This window comes from Halomonas colorata (assembly GCF_014897985.1).
GTDB lineage: Bacteria > Pseudomonadota > Gammaproteobacteria > Pseudomonadales > Halomonadaceae > Vreelandella > Vreelandella colorata.
The window spans coordinates 1-19495 of sequence record NZ_JABUZA010000030.1; the positions used below are offsets into that span (position 1 = coordinate 1).

At 58.8% G+C, this 19495-nt stretch carries 9 protein-coding genes; all 9 read left to right on the forward strand.

All coding sequences use genetic code 11. The annotated features are described in order from the left end of the window. Positions 1–280 precede the first annotated feature (280 nt). The 9 genes from glgA to glgB all read left to right on the forward strand — a co-directional run bounded on the left by glgA (position 281) and on the right by glgB (position 19483). Complete coding sequence (glgA, locus tag INT33_RS14360) at positions 281–1972, forward strand: glycogen synthase GlgA (protein WP_192537758.1); 1692 nt, start codon at positions 281–283, stop codon at positions 1970–1972. 15 nt (positions 1973–1987) lie between these two features. Next, positions 1988–3832: a malto-oligosyltrehalose trehalohydrolase gene (gene treZ / locus INT33_RS14365; RefSeq protein WP_192537759.1), complete on the forward strand. Its 1845-nt coding sequence runs from the start codon at positions 1988–1990 to the stop codon at positions 3830–3832. Further along, positions 3829–5970, forward strand: coding sequence for a 4-alpha-glucanotransferase (malQ, locus tag INT33_RS14370; RefSeq protein ID WP_192537760.1), 2142 nt, complete (start codon positions 3829–3831; stop codon positions 5968–5970). Before treZ ends, malQ begins: the two co-directional genes overlap by 4 nt. Next, entirely contained in the window at positions 5963–8797 is a 2835-nt protein-coding gene (treY, locus tag INT33_RS14375; protein ID WP_193092230.1) for a malto-oligosyltrehalose synthase, read from the forward strand. Before malQ ends, treY begins: the two co-directional genes overlap by 8 nt. A gap of 17 nt (positions 8798–8814) precedes the next feature. Beyond that, entirely contained in the window at positions 8815–9444 is a 630-nt protein-coding gene (locus tag INT33_RS14380; RefSeq protein ID WP_193092231.1) for a DUF2934 domain-containing protein, read from the forward strand. Positions 9445–9489: 45 nt separating this feature from the next. Beyond that, positions 9490–11706 (forward strand): glycogen debranching protein GlgX, encoded by a 2217-nt coding sequence (glgX, locus tag INT33_RS14385; protein ID WP_193092232.1) that lies wholly within the window; start codon positions 9490–9492, stop codon positions 11704–11706. Between the two features lie 58 nt (positions 11707–11764). After that, on the forward strand, positions 11765–13801 hold the full coding sequence (locus INT33_RS14390; RefSeq protein WP_193092233.1) for an alpha-1,4-glucan--maltose-1-phosphate maltosyltransferase: 2037 nt from the start codon (positions 11765–11767) through the stop codon (positions 13799–13801). 98 nt (positions 13802–13899) lie between these two features. Continuing rightward, the gene (treS, locus tag INT33_RS14395; RefSeq protein WP_193092234.1) at positions 13900–17253 is read left to right on the forward strand and encodes a maltose alpha-D-glucosyltransferase; all 3354 of its coding nucleotides are present in this window, start codon (positions 13900–13902) and stop codon (positions 17251–17253) included. Then, on the forward strand, positions 17246–19483 hold the full coding sequence (glgB, locus tag INT33_RS14400) for a 1,4-alpha-glucan branching protein GlgB (protein ID WP_193092235.1): 2238 nt from the start codon (positions 17246–17248) through the stop codon (positions 19481–19483). The genes treS and glgB overlap by 8 nt, the downstream gene beginning before the upstream one ends. Positions 19484–19495 lie beyond the last annotated feature (12 nt).

The following is a 19495-nucleotide window of genomic DNA, read 5'->3' on the forward strand; positions in this document are numbered from 1 at the left end:
GAATCTCGCGCACCGAGGCGTGATACAGATGCCCGAGCCAAAACGCCTGCATGGAGTTGAGTTCTTGGATCATGAGGGTCTCCTGGATGAAGAAACCTCAGTGTGGTCAGCAAAACTCCGCTTGAGAAGATGTGGTTAGTGGCGCGTTTACAGTAGTTTGATAAAGATTTCCACTGCGAGGCCTGTTGTCAGGGGTTTCGAAGGATAGACAGGGAAGTCATCGAAAAGCTGAGTGATCTAGTTAAGCGTTATTAACCATGATAATCCAGGGAGGTTGAACATGGGCGGAGTGGCTTTGGGCGAGGTTACTACCGATACAAGCGAACCGGACGAGAGTCAAAAAGAAGTTGATAGGCACTTGAAGTTAACCGCCGTCAAAACTTCTTATATCTCTCATCAAGTAATTTCTGACTATTGTCCTGATCACAGTATTACTAAGGATCTTAATAATACTAAAATCGCTAAAAACGATAAAGTTAAACCAGACTCTCCACAACGCATTTTGTTTGTAACCACCGAGATTACCGATTTCGTTAAAGTCGGTGGATTGGGTGATGTTTCATCGGCTTTACCCAGGGCGCTATCGGTGCATCACGATGTGCGTGTGCTGATTCCTGCCTATCGGGAGATACTTGAATCCGAGTATGACATTATTCCTGTAGGCCACCTGCCCGCCTTCGCCGATTTGCCTGCGTGTGATATAGGCAAGATCACCTGCCAGGATGGGCTGATTCTGTATGTATTGCTCTGCCCCGAGCTTTATGACCGCGAAGGCACGCCCTACGGAATGGGCTCCAGCGGCTATGGCGATGGTCAGGATAAAGGCTGGCAGGATAACGATATCCGCTTTGCCAGACTCTCCCGGGCAGCGGCCGATATCGCCCTTGGCGAGGCAAATCTCGATTGGCAGCCCCAGCTATTGCACCTCAATGATTGGGCGTGCGGTTTGGCGCCGGCCTATATGCACTGGCAAGGGCAGTCCATTCCAAGCGTATTCACGATTCACAACCTGGCATATCAAGGCATCTTCAATGCCTCGCGCTTGAAAGCGCTCGGCATCCCCGATGAGGCGTTTCATATCGAAGGTGTCGAGTACTACGGCGACCTTTCGTTTATGAAGGCAGGTATCGTCTATGCCTCGCATGTCACGACGGTCAGTGCTACCTACGCCCAAGAGATCACTACGCCTAAATTCGGCTGTGGTCTTGATGGCCTGCTGCGCTGCAAAGCCGACCAGGGACTTCTGAGCGGTATCCCCAACGGTATCGATGACTCTTGGGACCCGCGTACGGATAGCCACCTGATTCAGGCCTTCTCCTCCAACGACTGGCGTGGTAAACGCGCCAATGCCGATCATGTCCGCCGTCATTTCGGCCTGTTGCCGAGCCAAGGCCCACTGTTCGTGGTGATATCACGGCTTGTTCATCAGAAAGGGCTCGACCTGACCATCAAGGCCGCCAAGGCGATTGTCGATGCTGGTGGTCAGATCGTGTTTATGGGCAGCGGCGAGTGGGATGTTGAGGAAGCATTGCGTGAGCTGGCCATGCGTTTTCAAGGCGCTATCGCTGCTTACATTGGTTTTGACGAATACCAGGCGCGCTGCCTGTTTGCTGGAAGCGACTTCCTGCTGATGCCGTCGCGCTTTGAGCCCTGCGGATTAAGCCAGATGTATGCTCAGCGCTTTGGCTCGCTTCCCATCGCCCACCGCACCGGCGGGCTTGCCGATACGATTGAGGATGGTGTAACCGGTTTTCTTTTCGACGACATGCAGTTCGGCAGCTACATGCGAGCGATTCAACGCGCTTTTGCAGTCCATAAGTCGACTGACCTGTTCAACGCCATGCGCGGCGCCGCCATGACGGGACGCTACCATTGGAAGCAATCCATCGTGCCCTACAGCAAGCTTTACCAGCAGGCACTTGAACAGGCGGACACTTTACAAGCAGGACATAAAACAGCGCTATCTCACTGAAGGAGTCGGCAAGGAATGTCTGACAGGACTCAGTTTCGAGAAACGGTTTTTCAGCCCACATGGGGCGCCCAGGTGGTCGAGGAAGGAGTCACCCGGTTTGTACTCTGGGCGCCGGACGCGCGCCGGGTCGATGTCGAAGTCGAAGACCTGCCAAGCGCCACCATGGTAAAGGTCGATGACGGGTATCTCTCTGCCGAGCTTGCCTGCGGCCACGGCGCTCGTTACCGATACCGTGTTTTCGGTGATGGCGACGATCAGGGCAGCCTGATACCTGACCCTGCTGCCCGCGCTCAGGCTGGTGATATCGACGGGCCTAGCGAAGTGATTGACCCAAACCATTACCAGTGGCGCAATCAAGGCTGGCAAGGGCGCCCCTGGCATGAAACGGTGCTTTACGAGCTGCATGTTGGCACGCTGGGTGGCTTCGAGGGCGTTCATCAACGCCTTCCCTACCTTGCTGAGCTGGGTATTACCGCCATCGAGCTAATGCCGGTCTCGGAGTTCCCCGGCGCGCGTAACTGGGGCTATGACGGCGTGCTGCCCTACGCAGTGGAAGCCTCCTACGGCAGCCCGGATGAACTGAAAGCCCTGATCGATGAAGCCCATGGGCTGGGCCTGATGGTATTTCTTGACGTGGTGTATAACCACTTCGGCCCTGATGGTAACTACCTGGCAAGCTATGCCAGCACGTTTTTTCGTGACGATATCGCCACGCCTTGGGGCCCCGCCATCGACTTTCGAAAGCCTCAGGTGCGCCGCTACTTTATCGACAACGCCTTGATGTGGCTTGAGGAGTACCGTCTGGATGGCCTGCGTTTCGATGCCGTGCATGCCATCAGCGAACAGGACTTTCTGGTCGAGCTGGCACAAACCGCACGCACCCGGATAGCCCCTGAGCGGCATGTTCATCTAGTGCTTGAAAACGAAGGCAACACCGCCAGCCTGCTCAATACTGAGCAGTTCAATGCCCAGTGGAATGACGACTGGCACAACGTGATTCATGTCCTCCTAACCGGTGAAACCGAGGGCTACTACAGCGATTTTGTCGACGATGCCACGGCCCGGCTGGCACGCTGTTTAAGCGAAGGGTTTATCTATCAGGGCGCGCAGACACGCCATGGCCATACCCGCGGCGAGTCTAGCGCTCATTTGCCTCCAACAGCCTTTGTGGCGTTTCTGCAAAACCATGACCAGACCGGTAACCGCGCTCTTGGTGAGCGGCTAAGCCATCTTGCAGACCCCGACGCCCTAGCAGCCGCCACGACGCTACTGCTGCTTTCACCCATGGTGCCCTTGCTGTTCATGGGCGAAGAGTGGGAGGCCAATCAGCCCTTTTTATTTTTCACTGAGCATAACGAAGAACTCGCCCAGGCGGTTCGCGCAGGACGCCGGGCTGAGTTTGCCGACTTCAACGCATTTCAAGATGAAAAGGCCCGCGAACGCATACCGGACCCTAATGCCCTGAGCACCTTCGAGGCGTCAATTCCCGACTTTGACGCCCGCGAAACGGCTTCCCATACGGCTTGTCTGGAACGCTATCGCACGCTTTTGGCCCTCCGCCATCAGCATATCGTTCCGCGCCTTCAAGGCGCGTGGGCCTTAGGGGCTAACCCCATCGGCGATAAGGCCGTGCTGGCCCGCTGGCAGATGAATGACGGCTACCAGCTGGTAATAGCGCTCAATCTGAGCCATCAGCCGGTTGCCGTAACCAATTCTGACGCTCAATCGCTGCTCGCTGAGCAGTGCTTATACGAAACACGTGAAGGAGTGGCAGCGTCTACCAAGAGTGGCCGCCTGCCCTCGGGGGCTGCTGCCGTGTGGCTGTTGGATGGGCCGGGTAACAGTGAGGCAAGCCGATGAACCATAAACTTACCCAGCTCGCTGAAGCGGCCGGATTATTGCTTGAATGGGAAAATAGCGACGGCGAACCGTGTCAGCTGTCTGAGTCGGTTCAGCGCACCCTGCTGGAAATACTCGGTTTTCCAAACGAGAGTGAAGCGGCATTGGATGAAAGCTTGGTGCGTCTGAAACGCCTGAACGCACCGGAAAGCCCGGCCGAGTGGCCACCGCTGATCACCGCTGATCTTGAGACGCCGATCACGTTGCCATCGCCACTGGCTCCCGGCACGGCATTTGTATTGATGCTTGAGCAAGGCAGCCGCGTAGAGGGCACGCTCGACCGCGACGGCACGCTGCCCGGCATTGAAGAAATCGGCTATCACCAGCTGCACATTGCCGATACCCAATTGACCCTGGCCGTCGCGCCGCAGCGGTGTTTCTTCCCTAATGGGGCCAGCGGTGAATCCACGCCCCGATTATGGGGTCTGGCCGCCCAGCTTTATGCCCTACGCCGCACGGGCGATGGGGGTATCGGAGATATCCTGGCGCTGGAGAACTTTATCGCCCCGGCGGCAACGCTTGGCGCAGATGCGCTGGCCATTAGCCCCACACACGCCATGTTCAGCGCTAACCCTGATAATTACAGCCCGTACTCACCTTCCACGCGGCTTCTTAACAATGTGCTGTATAGCGCGCCGGAGGCGCTATTGGGCGAAGACCGTGTTCGCGATGCCCAGGCACGCAACGGGCTACAGGCAGAACTTCGTCGCCTGGAAGCCGACGCTTTACTCGACTGGTTGGATGCAGCGCGAGCCAAGCTCTCCTGGCTGCGCTTTCTATACGATGATTTCATGGCTTGCGAGGATGAAGCTACTCAAGCCCTGCGCCAGAAAATGCACAAATTTCGTCAGACGGGGGGTGATTTACTGGAAGATCACTGCCGTTTTGAGGCCCTGCAACGCGAGTTCGGGCCCAGCAACTGGCGTGACTGGCCGGCAGCCCTTCGCGATCCTGCCAGCCCGGAAGTGGCCCGCTTTGCCGAGACCCGCGCCCACGAAATAGGTTTTCACGTCTTTCTGCAGTGGCTAGTCGCTGAAGGGCTATCGTGCGCCCAGTACGCTACTCGCGAAAACGGCATGGCAATAGGCTTAATTGCTGACTTAGCCGTGGGCGCCGACGCCGCGGGTAGCCAAACGTGGAGCCGCCAGGAAGATATGCTGGAAGGCGTTTCCATCGGCGCGCCCCCCGACCTGTTTAACGGCCAGGGGCAAAACTGGGGGCTGGCCGCCTTCTCGCCATTCGGACTGAAGCGCTCGGGTTTCCGTAGTTTTATCGATATGCTGCGTAGTGCCTTTGCGCATGCTGGTGGGCTGCGTATCGACCATGTACTCGGCCTGATGCGTTTATGGCTGGTGCCTCAGGGCGCTCCCGCCACTGAAGGCGGCTACCTGCGTTACCCATTCGACGACATGCTTCGTTTAGTGGCTTTGGAGTCCTGGCGTCATCGCGCCATCGTGATTGGCGAGGACCTTGGTACCGTGGCACCGGGCTTTCGCCAAAAGCTGGCGGCGCGCGGCATATTGGGCATGCAGGTGCTGTGGTTCGAACAGGACGAAGACAGCAACTATCTTGCCGCTAGCCGGTGGTCTGCGGATGCGCTGGCCACCACCTCGACCCATGATCTGCCCACCGTGGCGGGTTGGTGGGCGGGCCGCGATATTGAATGGCGCGACCGACTGGGTCTGTTTAAAGCCGACCAGAGCCTGGAAAGCGAGCAACAGGCCCGGCGCCACGAGCGCGCCAAGCTTGCCACTACGCTGGGGTTGCTAGGCAGCAAACCGACCACCCAGACCCTGGAAGCTGCCGACATTCCCGCCTCGCAGGTGCTGGATGCCTGTGCCCGCCATCTGGGCGGCACTTCTGCCCCCTTGGTATTACTGCCGGTAGAGGATGTTCTGGGGCTTGAAGAGCAGGCCAACCTGCCCAACAGCACGGCGGAACACCCCAACTGGCGTCGCCGTTGGGCAACGGATGCCAGTGACCTGCTGGCATCCGATGAAGTTCATCAACGGCTTGGCGCACTGGCGCTTTCGCGCAGCGGCGAGCTAAAAGAGCCGACCTCACAAACTGCCCTGCTTGGGAGGCCGACTCATGAATGAGATTCGTGCAACGCTTCGGCTCCAGTTTCATCGCGATTTTACGTTGGCAGACGCCGAACGCTGGGTAGACTACTACGCTGCTTTAGGCATCAGCCATATCTATGCCTCACCGCTGCAGGCGTCGCGCGCGGGCTCCCCACATGGCTACGACGGCGTTGACCCTACCCGCATCGATTCTGAACTGGGCGGTGAGGCCGCTCTGAAAAGCCTGGTTTCCCGGCTGCGCGCCCACAATATGGGATTGGTTCTGGATATTGTGCCCAACCACCTGGCGGTGGGCGGCTCGGAAAACCTGTGGTGGCAAGACGTGCTGGCCTGGGGTGGCGATAGCCCCTACGCCGGGTTCTTCGATATCGACTGGCATCCTGATATCAACAACGCTGACCCCACGCTTAACGGCAAACTGCTCGTGCCGTTTCTTGGCGCCGCCTATGCCGAAGTACTCAACTCAGGCGAATTGACGCTGGACTACGACGCCGAGGCGGCAAGCTTTCACGTCGATTATCACGAGCACCGTTTTCCCATCGACCCGCGTCACTACGGCGACATACTACGTTTTTCCGAGCACAACGCGCTGTATGAGCAGGCGGCTTTTTTTGAAGCCCTGCAACAAGACGAAGACGCTTACACGTCTACCCAGGATGCGCGTCGCCAGTTAAACAAGGTGCTGGAATCACCCGCAGCCCAGGCGTCGCTCAGCGCCGTCATGAAACTGTTCAATGGTGCAAGTAATAACGCTGCTACTCGGCTTCATGCCTTGCTGGAACGTCAGCACTACCGCTTGGCGTGGTGGCGCACCGCATCTGATGAGATTAACTGGCGGCGTTTTTTCGACGTGACCGAACTGGGCGGGCTACGCATTGAAGACCCAAAAGTCTTTGAGGCCGTACACGCCCTGCCATTACGTCTGGTCGAGGAAGGCTGGGTCGACGGCATGCGAATAGACCACGTTGATGGGCTGGCCGACCCGCGGGGTTACTGCCTGCGCCTGCGCCAGCACCTGGATGCGCTAGAGGAAAAACGCCCGGCAGTTGTGCCGCGCCATGTCGCCCTGTATGTGGAAAAGATTCTGGGCGATGGCGAGACGCTGCATACTGACTGGGGCGTAGATGGCACCAGCGGCTATGAATTCATGAACGAGGTCTCGGGAATACAGCACGACCCCGCAAGCGCCGCCCCCCTACGCCAACTATGGCACGAAGTCAGTGGTCGTAATCCTGATTTTTCTGCCGAAGTGCGCCTGGCCAGACGAGAGATACTTACTTCCTTGCTGGCCAGCGAATTTTCGGCCTGCGCCCGTGCCCTGCATGCTGTCGCGCGTGCTCAATTAAGCAGCCGTGATATTACGCTGGCCGCGATTCGCCGTGCCTTGGAAGCGTTGATTGTCCACTTCCCTATCTACCGCACTTATGCCGATGACACCGGCCGCCCCGATGCTGATCAACCCTTCTTTACCCAGGCAATGCAGGGTGCACGCCAAGCGCTTAACCCGCCGGACATTGGCGTTCTTGAAGCGCTTGAGCGCTGGCTAGGCGGTGAGGCACCGAGTGATTGCGCCAAGGATAACGAGCGCCAGCTGCGTCAGCGCGCGATTACCCGTTTTCAACAGCTGACCTCGCCGGTGGCCGCCAAGGCGGTGGAAGATACTGCCGGGTATCGCAGTGCGGCACTGATTTCGCGTAACGACGTGGGCTTTGATGGGGAGCACTTTAGCCACTCCGCCGAGCACTTCCATAAGGCCAACGCCCGGCGTGCCCGCGACTTCCCTGGCTCCATGGTGACCACCGCTACCCACGACCACAAGCGAGGCGAAGATGTACGTGCCCGGCTTGCCGCACTGAGTGAGCACGCGGTGATGTTTACCAGCCAGATTGGACGTTGGCGGAAAATGGCCGCACCGCTGCGCCAGTCATTGCCTGAGGGGCTTGCGCCCTCACCGGGCGATGAGCTGATTCTCTATCAGATTTTGCTGGGCGCCTGGTCGCCAACGCTCGATCCACAGGACGATGAGGCGCTTGAGCACTTTAACCAGCGACTCGCCGAGTGGCAGTTAAAAGCCCTGCGCGAAGCCAAGCTACGTAGCCACTGGTTGTGGCCCGACGAGGCTTACGAATCGGCCTGCCGCACATTTTTAGAAGGGTTGCTGACCACAGCGCCCTTGCGGGATTCGATCGCCGCAGCTGCGCGCTCTCTCGACCTTCCGGGCACCATTAACGGCTTGGTACAGACGGTACTGCGCCTAACCGTACCCGGCGTGCCGGATCTTTATCAGGGAACCGAGTTCTGGGACTACAGTCTGGTAGATCCGGATAACCGCCGCCCAGTCGACTACGGCCTGCGTAAAGCAGGGCTTGATCAGGCGCTGCCACCTAAAGCCGCCCTGCGCACCTGGCGTGATGGGCGAGTAAAACAAGCACTGATTGCCCGGTTGCTCGAGCTTCGCCACCGCCATCCGCGGCTGTTCGCCCACGGCGACTACCACCCGCTTATGGCAGACGGCGAACGTGCCAATCACGTGGTGGCCTTTACCCGCCGCTATACCGGCTATCAATTACTGGTGGTAGTCCCTCGACTCACCGCCAACCTGCTGGATAACACCGACAGACCGCATATTCCACAAGAGCACTGGGAGGATACGTGCCTGCAACCGGCCCCAGGTTGCTGGCAAAGCGTTTTAACCGAGGCAACCCTGGAAGCAGGCAGCGCCGGCATTTCTGTTGCCAGCCTGCTTGCTGAGCTACCCGTGGGAGTTTTCCTGCGCGCTGACCACACGGACAGCAGCACTGAAGCCCCGCCCTTCCATCAATACAGTGAATTATCGAAATAGGCATAGGGAGAGCTGAGATGACTGACGAAGAACGCGTACGTCAATTGGCCTACAGCATTTGGGAAGCTGAAGGGCGCCCCGAAGGGCAGCAGCAAAAACACTGGGACAGAGCGATGAAGATAGTGGCTGCCGAGCAGGCGGCAGGCAACGAAGCTGATCTTGACGAAGTGGGCGAACCCATCGACGAAGCGCCCATTTTAGAGGATGACTTGCCTCTGGAAGAGGACGAAATGGGCATTCAGGAGAACCGTCTACCGCTTGAGGACCCCGATGGCGATCTATCCTTCGATGAAGCGCCCTTTCGCGACGATATAACGGTAGGCCAGGACGTGCCTGTCCAGGACGTGCCTGTCCAGGACGTGCCTGTACAGGACCGTGGCCATCCGCCTCAGGAATCTACACCCGACGAAACAGCCGGCTCAATGGAGCCACTGCCGGAAGAGTCGGCCACCGTAAAACGCGCCCAGCGCCCGCGCCGCAGCAGCGAGGCGCTAACCGCTACTGACGAGGCTGACGACCCTCCACCGGCTAAAAAATCAACACGCGCTCAGCCCAAAAAGACGGCCGGATCAGGAAAGTCCGAGCCTACTAAAACAGTGACCAAGAAGACCACGACCAAAGCGAAGAAACCAAGCGATCGGAAGTAAAGCGACCACGCATAAGAGCACTCAAAAGGCTCAAGGATGAATGAGATGCAGACAAGCCAAACCACGCGGGACGGCGATGACTCCGTTGCGACCGATGAAGCCCCCAGCGTCATGCGGCGCTCACGCGTGCATGAAGGATGGTCGTTTCCTCTTGGCGCCAACTGGGATGGCCTGGGGGTGAATTTCGCGCTATTTTCGGCGCATGCTACTCGGGTCGAGCTGTGCCTGTTTGATGAAACGGGCGAGCATGAGCTGGAACGCATAGAACTCCCCGAGTATACCGACGAAGTGTGGCACGGCTACCTTCCAGACGTGCGGCCTGGTCAGCTCTACGGCTACCGTGTATATGGACCTTACGCACCCGAAGAGGGCCACCGCTTCAACCCCAACAAGCTGCTGCTCGACCCTTACGCCAAACAGATCGTGGGCGAGATCAAGTGGGACGAGGCGCTATTCGGTTACACCATAGGCCACCCGGATGGCGACCTGAGTTTTGATGAACGTGACAGTGCAGCGTTCATGCCGAAGTCCAAAGTAGTCGATCCGGCCTTTACCTGGGGGCGCGCCCGTGGAGTACAGCTCCCCTGGGACAAGACGATTGTCTACGAAACCCATGTTCGCGGTTATACCATGCGCCATCCGTCGGTACCTGAAGCGTTACGCGGTACCTTCGCCGGGCTGATGGTCAACGATGTGGTCGATTACATCCGCTCGCTGGGCGTGTCGTCGGTTGAGCTTTTACCCATTCACGCGTTTGCCGACGATCAGCACCTGCAAGAGCAGGGGCTACACAACTACTGGGGCTACAACACCCTGGGCTTCTTCGCCCCGCATTCGCGCTATTTATCCGGCGACAACGTCAACGAATTCAAGGAGATGGTCGCGCGCTATCATGCTGCGGGCCTTGAAGTCATTCTTGATGTGGTCTACAACCACACCGCTGAAGGTAACGAGCTCGGCCCGACGCTCTCCCTAAAGGGTATCGACAACGCCTCCTACTACCGCCTGATGCCGGACGAGCCGCGCTACTATATCGACGACACAGGCACCGGCAACACCCTGAATCTGAGCCATCAGCGCGTTCTGCAAATGGTCACCGACTCTCTGCGTTACTGGGCCACCGAAATGCGCGTTGACGGCTTCCGTTTCGATCTGGCGACCATCCTCGGGCGCGAGCCTCATGGCTTTGACGAAGGCGGTGGCTTTCTCGACTCCTGCCGCCAGGATCCTGTCCTGAGTCAGGTCAAGCTGATTGCCGAGCCTTGGGACTGCGGTCCCGGTGGTTATCAGGTAGGCGGGTTCCCACCGGGGTGGGCGGAGTGGAACGACCGCTACCGCGATACTGTGCGTTCTTTCTGGCGCGGCGACGAGGGCAAGCTTCCAGAACTTGCCACACGGCTCATGGGCTCGGCGGATTTCTTCAAGCGCCGCGGCCGGCGACCGTTTGCCTCGGTCAACTTCGTTACGGCCCACGACGGCTATACCCTGTTTGATCTGGTGGCCTACAACGATAAGCATAACGAGGCCAACGGCGAGAATAACCAGGATGGCCACAGCAACAACCTGTCGTGGAACCACGGCGAAGAGGGCCATAGCGATAATGACGAGATTCAGACGATAAGGTTACGCCAGATCCGTAACTTTATCGCCACTACGCTGTTTTCCCAGGGCGCGCCCATGCTGCTGGCGGGCGACGAACTGCTGCGCACCCAGCAGGGCAACAATAACGCCTACTGTCAGGACAACGAGATCAGTTGGCTGGACTGGAACCTCGACGGTAACGCCCACGCCATGATCGAGTACGTGCGCCGAGTGACGGCGCTGCGGCTGCGCTACCCCATCCTGCGGCGCGGACGCTTCCTCTCGGGTGAATACAACGAGGAAATGGGGCTCAAGGAAGTGACTTGGCTGGCTCCGGACGGCAATGAAATGAGCGTTGAGCGTTGGGAGGATTCCGACGCCCGAACACTGGGGTTGATGCTGGACGGACGTGCCCAGCCCAGCGGCATTCGCCGTGCCGGTGCCGACGTTACCCTACTGCTGATTTTTAATGCTCACCACGACTCGGTGGCGTTTCACTTACCCGAAGCCCCTAGCGGCGGGGGCTGGCTGTGCCGCCTCGATACCAGTTGGTCCACCGAGGACGATGCTGATGGCCAGCGTGCTTTTGGCCAACGCTCTTTTGGAGAGCAACATGTAATGGAAGGCCGTTCGCTGGCCTTGCTGGAACTGGTTCAGCAGCCCGATAACGCCGTCACCTAGCCACGAGGTAGTGCGGAGATGCCCATTGGCATTTCCGCGCTGCAAGGAGATGCATGCAATGAGTTCATCTGTCACCCCAGACTCACGCTCTCTTCCGGCATACGAGCAGGAAGAGAACTCTGTTCTCGCAGCGGTTCAGGCGCCGCGCATTGCAATTGAATCCGTCATGCCCGCCCTTGACCACGGACGTTTCGCGGCCAAGGCAGTGGTTAACGAGCCGGTGCAGGTCAAGGCGACCATTTTCGCTGACGGCCACGATGTGCTGGCGGCAGCCGTGTGCTGGCAAGATGACGAAGGGCGTGAGCAGCGCGTGCCCATGCAGCCAGCCAAGCCTTTGGGGCTGGATGGTTGGGAGGGCAGCTTCACCCCGACGCGCGTGGGCCGCCACACGTTTACGATCGAAGCCTGGTGGGATATTTACGCGACCTACCGCTATGAGCTTTCCAAGAAGCACCAGGCAGGCATTCCCATCAGCCTCGAACTCGAAGAGGGCCGGCAGCTGATCGAACGCGCCGCTGAGCGCGCTTCTGAAAACAACAATGCAGCGCTAAACGAAGCTCTGGTTGCTCTTCATGAACAGTTTCAGCTGGCCCCCCAGGAGGGCGAACGTGTTGCGCTGCTGCTGGATAGCGACACGGCACAGTTGATGCACGAAGCGGACTCACGCCCGCACCTCACGCAAAGCGTTAGCTATCCTTTAGATGTGGAAAGGCTCAAGGCACGCTTTGCCAGCTGGTATGAGCTATTCCCCCGCTCGGAAACCGACGACCCCAGCCGTCACGGCACATTCAAGGATGTTCACAGGCGGCTCCCCATCATCCGCGACATGGGTTTTGACGTACTCTATTTCCCGCCCATTCACCCGATTGGCCGCAAGCATCGCAAAGGGCCCAACAATAGCCTGGATGCCGGGCCAGAAGATCCCGGCAGCCCCTACGCGATTGGAAGCGATGAAGGTGGGCACGAGGCCATTCACCCAGAGCTTGGTACCCGCGAGGATTTTTGCGAGCTGGTGCGCGTGGCAGGCGAGCATGGCCTGGAAATAGCGCTTGATTTCGCCATCCAGTGCTCGCCCGATCACCCGTGGCTTGCCGAGCACCCGGGCTGGTTCTCCTGGCGGCCCGACGGCTCGATCCGCTACGCCGAGAACCCGCCCAAGAAGTATCAGGACATCGTCAACGTCGATTTCTACGCCCAGGATGCTGTGCCTGAACTGTGGACTGAACTGCGCGATGTGGTTCAGGGCTGGGTCGATGAAGGCGTGAAGATATTTCGCGTCGATAACCCGCATACCAAGCCGCTGCCCTTCTGGGAGTGGCTGATCGGTGATATTCGCAGGCGGGATCCTGAGGTGATTTTTCTGGCCGAAGCCTTCACGCGCCCACCCATGATGCTGCGCCTGGGCAAGCTGGGCTTTACCCAGAGCTATACCTACTTTACCTGGCGCCATACCAAGGCCGAGCTTACAGAATATTTCACCCAGTTGAACGAGGCGCCGCTGCGTGATGGTTACCGGCCGAACTTCTTCGTCAACACGCCGGATATCAACCCCTATTTTCTACAGTCTTCCGGGCGGGCCGGTTTTCTGATTCGCGCAGCACTTGCCACGATGGGCTCAGGCTTATGGGGCATGTACTCAGGGTTTGAGCTTTGTGAAGGCGCACCGGTGCCGGGCAAGGAGGAGTATCTCGACTCTGAAAAATACGAGATTCGTCCGCGTGATTACAGCGCCCCCGACAATATTGTCTACGAAATTACCCAGCTTAACCGCCTTCGGCGCGAAAACCCGGCGTTGCATACCCACCTGGGCGTGACCTTCCACATGGTACACAACGACCGTTTGCTGCTCTTTACCAAGGCCACCGAGACGCTCGATAACGTGATTCTTGTCGCCGTTAATCTTGACCCTTTCGAACCTCAGGAAGGCACGTTCGAGTTGCCTTTGGCACTGTTCGGCCTACCCGAAGAGGCAGCGCTGCATGTGGAGGACCTGATGAGTGGCAGACGCTGGACGTGGCAAGGCCAATGGCAATCGGTGCGGCTCGACCCTGCCGTCATGCCGTTCGCCATCTGGCGCCTTCATCCAGTTCATTAATAAGTTAGGCAATGTATTTGTAGTGTGCTCAACGGTGAGCCGTTCATGAAGGCGCCGGTTGATTCGTTTACACCGATCAAAGCAGGGAGAGCAAGCCCATGATGGATGCCAGCAGTGAAACACACGCTGTCGAGGCCCTGAATTTTCTGGATGATCCGCTCTGGTACAAGGACGCGGTGATTTACCAGGTACATGTGAAGTCGTTCTTTGATGCCAACGACGACGGCATCGGCGATTTTGAAGGCCTGATCCAGAAGCTCGACTATATCGTAAGCCTCGGCGTGAACACGATCTGGATATTGCCCTTCTACCCGTCACCACGTCGCGATGACGGCTATGATATTGCCGAATACACCGGCGTCAGCCCCGACTACGGCACGCTCGACGATGCCAAGCGCTTCATCAAGGAGGCACACCAGCGCGGGCTGCGCGTGATTACCGAGCTGGTCATCAACCATACTTCCGACCAGCACGAGTGGTTTCAACGCGCCAGGCATGCTCCCGCAGGATCGCCAGAAAGGGACTTTTATGTCTGGTCAGACACCGACCAGGCGTACACCGGCACGCGCATCATCTTTCTGGATACCGAATCCTCCAACTGGACCTGGGACCCGGTGGCTGGCGCTTATTTCTGGCACCGTTTCTACTCACATCAGCCGGATCTCAACTTTGATAACCCCGTGGTGCTTGATGAAATTATCAAGGTCATGGAGTACTGGCTCGATATGGGCGTGGATGGTCTGCGCCTGGATGCGATTCCGTATCTGGTCGAGCGCGAAGGCACCAACAACGAGAACCTGCCCGAAACCCACGTGGTGCTCAAGAAGATCCGTGCGGTGCTCGACGAGCGCTACCCCGACCGCATGCTGCTTGCCGAAGCCAACCAGTGGCCTGAAGATACCCGGCCCTACTTCGGCGATGGCGACGAGTGCCACATGGCGTTCCACTTCCCCCTGATGCCGCGCATGTACATGGCACTCGCCCAGGAAGACCGCTTCCCGATCACCGACATATTACGCCAGACGCCGGAAATTCCCGCCACCTGTCAATGGGCGATCTTTTTGCGTAACCATGACGAGCTGACGCTTGAAATGGTCACCGACAAGGAACGCGACTATCTGTGGAACCATTACGCGGCGGATCGTCGGGCACGCATTAACCTGGGTATTCGTCGACGCCTGGCGCCGCTATTGGAGCGTGACCGGCGGCGTGTTGAACTGCTCAACAGTCTGCTGCTTTCCATGCCGGGCACGCCGGTGCTGTATTACGGCGACGAGATCGGCATGGGCGACAATATTTACCTTGGCGACCGTGACGGTGTACGCACTCCTATGCAGTGGTCGGTCGACCGTAATGGGGGCTTCTCGCGTGCCGATCCGGCGAGCCTGGTTCTGCCACCGGTCATGGACCCGCTGTATGGCTATCAGACCGTCAATGTCGAGGCGCAAGTGCGCGATCCGCACTCACTGCTCAATAACCAGCGCCGGCTGCTCGTCGTGCGCAGTCAGCACCGCGCCTTTAGCCGCGGCACCATGCGGCCGCTCTACCCAGCCAACCGGCATATTCTGGCTTACCTGCGCGAGATGACCCTCGACAATGGCGAGACGGAAACGCTGCTCTGCGTAGCGAACGTCGCCAGCACCGCCCAAGCGGTGGAGCTGGATCTTTCCGCCTTCGCAGGCAAAGTGCCGGTGGAAATGGTCGGCGGCAGTGCCTTTCCGCCGGTGGGCAGCCTACCTTACCTGCTGACGCTCCCACCCTACGGTTTTTTCTGGTTCCTGCTGGCCCCGGCAACCGCCATGCCCGAGTGGCATACGCCGGTACCCGAGCCGATGCCGGATTACGTCACCTTGATTATCAAAAAGCGCCTTGAGGAGATTTTTGCAGGCTCATCAAGACAACTGCTTGAACATGAAACGCTGCCCCATTACTTGCCCAAGCGGCGCTGGTTCGCGGCCAAACAGGCACGTATCGAGGATATCCACCTGAACTCGCTGGCAAGCCTTGAGCACAGCGGCCATACCCTGCTGTTCAGCGAGCTGGAAATCACCCATGCACAAGGCAGCGAGCGTTACCAGTTACCCCTGGCATTCCTGGGTGAAGATGAGCAAAGCAGCCCTCTGGCCCAACAGCTTGCCATGGCCCGGGTACGCCGCTTCCATGAAGTGGGCCTGCTTACCGATGCGTTCACCCTGGATGCGTTTACGCTGGCCGTTCTTGACGCCATGCGGCAGGCAATCGTGCTGCCAAGCTCGAAAGGCGCTATCCACTTCCTGCCGACGCCGGAGCTTATCGAGCTTTCGCTGCCCGAGCACCCGGAGATTGCCCAGCAGGGCGCCGAGCAGTCCAATAGCTCAGTGGTGATCAATCATCAACTGGTGCTCAAGCTGTTTCGTCGCCTGGAGTCCGGCGTTCACCCGGAAGCCGAGATCGGCCGCTACCTGACCGAGCGGGGCTTTATCAACACCGCGCCGCTGCTTGGCGAAGTAACCCAGATCGATGAACAGGGCACCCCGCAGACACTGATGATTCTGCAGGGCTTTATCGATAACCAGGGCGATGCCTGGTCATGGACTCGCGCGACACTTGAGCGCGCCATTCGTGAAGCGCTGGCGGATGATCATCAGGGCCGCGAGTTTGCGCGCGATGAATCCCATTACGGTGCATTCGAAGAGCTGGAAGCGTTTGCCGCCACGCTGGGGCAGCGGCTGGGCGAGCTGCATATGGTGCTGGCAATGCCCAGCAATGAACCGGCGTTCATGACCGAGGTAGCCGACTCCAGCCATGTCGCGCACTGGAAACAGCGTGTAACTCAGCGTGTTGAAGAAGCGCTGGAGCTACTTGAACGCCACATTGGCGCTGCCGATGAAGCCGAACAGCAGATTGCCTCTAACGTTCTGGCGCAGCGCGATACCCTTCTGACCTCCATTGAATATATGGCGGACCTTGCCGAGGGTAGCCTCATCACACGTATCCACGGCGATCTGCATCTTGGCCAGGTACTGGTTGCCCATGACGATGCCTATATCATCGACTTTGAAGGCGAGCCTGCCCGCCCCCTTGAAGAGCGGCGCGCCAAGGATAGCCCGCTGCGTGATGTGGCCGGCATGCTGCGCTCCTTCGACTACGCCTATGCCAAGATTGAAGAGGCTCAGTCCGGTGGCAGCGAAAGCGCGGATACCCACACGCGCACTAGCCACGATGTGGTAGAGCAGTACCTGCTTAGAGGGCGCCAGGTATTTCTGAATGCCTACTGGCAGGCCACCCTGGATCTTCCTCACGAATGGAAACAGGCTAACGGCGCTGCGGCGGCGGTCGATCTGTTCGTGCTCGAAAAGACCGCCTACGAAATTGCCTATGAAGCCGCCAACCGCCCCGCTTGGCTGGGCGTACCGCTGCGCGGTCTGGCAGCACTTGTCGAACAACTAAGCCCGGGAGAGCCACATGAATGAGGTGATGCACACCAGACCCACGTCAAGCCTCACGGTAGATCGTACCTTGTGGCTGACCGACGATGACGCCAATGCATTGATACAGGGCACTCATCGTGACCCCTTTTCGTTGCTCGGCTTGCATAGCGATGCCAAAGGCTCGTTCCTGCGAGTATTTATGCCCGGCGCCGTGGGAGTGGATGTTCTCGACCGTGAAGACGATACCTTACGCAGCTGCCTGACGAGTATGCAGATTCCCGGGCTATTCGCCGCCCGGTTGTCTCACAGCGCCCCTTACCGGCTGCGTATTCGTTGGCCGCAGGGCGAGCAGATAACCGAGGACCCTTACAGCTTTGGCTTACTGCTAGGGGAAATGGATCTTTACCTGCTCGGCGAAGGTAATCACCGCAACCTGGGGCACTGCCTGGGCGCGCAGCCCATGACGGTGGAAGGCGTGCAGGGTGTGCGCTTCGCCGTTTGGGCACCCAATGCGCGGCGGGTATCGGTGGTTGGTAACTTCAACAGCTGGGACGGGCGGCGCCATGTAATGCGCCTGCGCCACCCAGCCGGGGTATGGGAGCTGTTCGTGCCACGGCTTGGGCCAGGAGAATCGTATAAATACGAGATTCTCGAGCCCCAGGGCACGCTCGGCCTGCGCGCCGACCCTATCGCCCTGGCGACCGAAGCACCGCCCAGCACCGCCTCGGTGGTGGCCGATACCACGCCCTTTGTCTGGCATGACGATGAGTGGATCGCCAGCCGCGGAAAGGCGCACGCCGTATCACGCCCTATCAGTATCTACGAAGTGCATGCGGCCTCGTGGCGCAAGCATGGCGGCGACAATGGCGAGCTCTACAGCTGGCGCGATATGGCCACGCACTTGATCCCTTATGTGCTCGATATGGGGTTCACCCACGTTGAGCTTTTACCCATCATGGAGCACCCTTTCGGCGGCTCCTGGGGCTATCAGCCGCTCAGCCAGTTTGCCCCCAGCGCGCGTTTCGGCACGCCTGCCGACTTCGCTTATTTCGTCGATGAGTGCCACCGCGCCGGGCTCGGCGTAATACTCGACTGGGTGCCCGCCCACTTTCCTACCGACCCGCATGGCCTTGCCCGCTTTGACGGCACCGCCCTGTATGAATATGAACACCCTTTCGAGGGGTTTCATCAGGACTGGAACACCTATATCTACAATCTGGGCCGACGCGAAGTGCACGGTTTCATGCTGGCCTCGGCGCTGCACTGGCTGAAGCATTTCCATATCGATGCCCTGCGTGTGGATGCCGTGGCCTCGATGCTGTATCGCAACTACTCGCGCAACGAAGGCGAGTGGATCCCTAACCGCCACGGCGGCCAGGAGAATCTCGAGACCATCGATTTTCTGCGCCACCTCAATGAGGTCATCGCCGAGGAAGTTCCCGGCACCGTGGTCATCGCCGAGGAATCCACCGCCTGGCCCGGCGTCACCCAGCCGACCGAGAAAGGCGGGTTGGGTTTTGCTTACAAGTGGAACATGGGCTGGATGCACGACACGCTGGAGTACATCTCTAAAGATCCGGTCTATCGCGCCTACTCGCATCACGAAATGACCTTCCCTATGGTCTATGCCTTTTCCGAGCATTACGTCTTGCCGATTTCCCACGACGAGGTGGTACACGGCAAGGGTTCCTTGATCGGCAAGATGCCCGGTGATGAGTGGCAGCAGTTTGCCAACCTGCGCGCCTACCTTTCCATCATGTGGTCGCAGCCTGGCAAGAAGCTTTTATTCATGGGCTGCGAGTTTGGTCAGTGGCGTGAGTGGAACCACGATCGGGAGCTGGACTGGTCACTGCTTGCCGAGCCCCGCCATGCCGGTATTCAACGGCTGCTGGGTGATCTCAACCGCTGCTACAAGGAGCTACCCGCGCTGCACGAATGCGATAGCGAGCCTCAAGGGTTTACCTGGGTGGTGGGCAATGACGAAACCAACAGCGTATTTGCCTGGCTGCGCTGGAGTACCACAGGCGAGCCGCTGCTGGTGGTTGCCAACATGACGCCGATTCCCCGCGAGGGTTACCGCTTGGGCGTGCCGATGGCGGGCAGTTGGGAAGAGTGCCTGAACAGCGATGCCGAATGCTATGGCGGCTCCAATATGGGTAATCTGGGGCGCATCACCGCAAAAGATGCCCCGCTTCACGGCCAAAGCGCCAGCCTTGAGCTGACCTTGCCGCCGCTGGCGGTGCTGTTGCTGCGCCCCTCTGGAGCGCTTTAGGCTCAGCCTTTG